1 protein-coding gene is annotated in these 1,178 nt (G+C 57.6%); it reads right to left on the bottom strand.

Features of this window, described 5'->3' with window-relative positions; translation table 11 throughout:
* Window positions 1-2: 2 nt before the first annotated feature.
* The coding region (tuf, locus tag PVA19_RS22290) for an elongation factor Tu (RefSeq protein ID WP_111851116.1) at window positions 3-1,178 on the bottom strand (1,176 nt) is incomplete at its 5' end.

A 1,178-nucleotide genomic window follows, 5' to 3' on the forward strand; every position in this document is an offset into this window, starting at 1 on the left:
GATTACTCGATGATCGAGGCAACGATGCCGGCGCCGACGGTACGGCCGCCTTCGCGGATAGCGAAGCGCAGCTTTTCTTCCATCGCGATCGGAACGATCAGCTCGACTTCAACCGTGACGTTGTCGCCAGGCATAACCATTTCCGTGCCTTCTGGAAGCGAAACAATACCGGTAACGTCAGTCGTACGGAAGTAGAACTGAGGACGGTAGTTCGTGAAGAACGGCGTATGACGGCCGCCTTCTTCCTTCGTCAGGATGTAGGCTTCTGCCATGAACTTCTTGTGCGGCTTGACCGAACCTGGCTTGCAAAGGATCTGACCACGCTCAACGCCATCGCGCTGTACGCCACGAACCAGTGCACCGATGTTGTCGCCAGCTTGGCCCTGATCGAGCAGCTTGCGGAACATTTCAACGCCGGTAACAGTCGTCTTCGACGTCGCACGAATGCCGACGATCTCGACTTCTTCACCAACCTTGACGATACCACGCTCAACGCGGCCGGTCACAACCGTACCACGACCAGAGATCGAGAACACGTCTTCGATCGGCATCAGGAACGGCTGGTCGATCGGACGCTCAGGCGTCGGAATGTAGGCGTCAACCTGAGCCATCAGCTCGCGGATGGCGTCTTCACCGATCTTCTTGTCGGAATCTTCAAGAGCAGCAAGTGCCGAACCCTTGACGATCGGAATGTCGTCGCCTGGGAAGTCGTAGGACGACAGAAGTTCGCGAACTTCAAGCTCGACGAGCTCCAGAAGTTCTGCGTCGTCAACCTGGTCAACCTTGTTGAGGAACACGACGATCGCCGGAACGCCAACCTGGCGAGCAAGCAGGATGTGCTCGCGCGTCTGCGGCATCGGGCCGTCAGCAGCAGAGCAAACCAGGATCGCGCCGTCCATCTGCGCAGCACCGGTGATCATGTTCTTCACGTAGTCGGCGTGGCCGGGGCAGTCAACGTGAGCGTAGTGACGGTTCGGGGTCTCATACTCAACGTGCGCCGTCGAAATCGTGATACCACGAGCCTTCTCTTCAGGAGCCGCGTCGATCTGGTCATACGCCTTGAACTCGCCGAAGTACTTCGTGATCGCGGCAGTCAAAGACGTCTTGCCGTGGTCAACGTGACCGATCGTGCCGATGTTGACGTGCGGCTTATTCCGCTCAAACTTGCTCTTTGCCAT

The sequence above is a fragment of the Agrobacterium sp. CNPSo 3708 genome (assembly GCF_028674915.1).
In the GTDB taxonomy this organism is placed as follows: domain Bacteria; phylum Pseudomonadota; class Alphaproteobacteria; order Rhizobiales; family Rhizobiaceae; genus Agrobacterium; species Agrobacterium cavarae.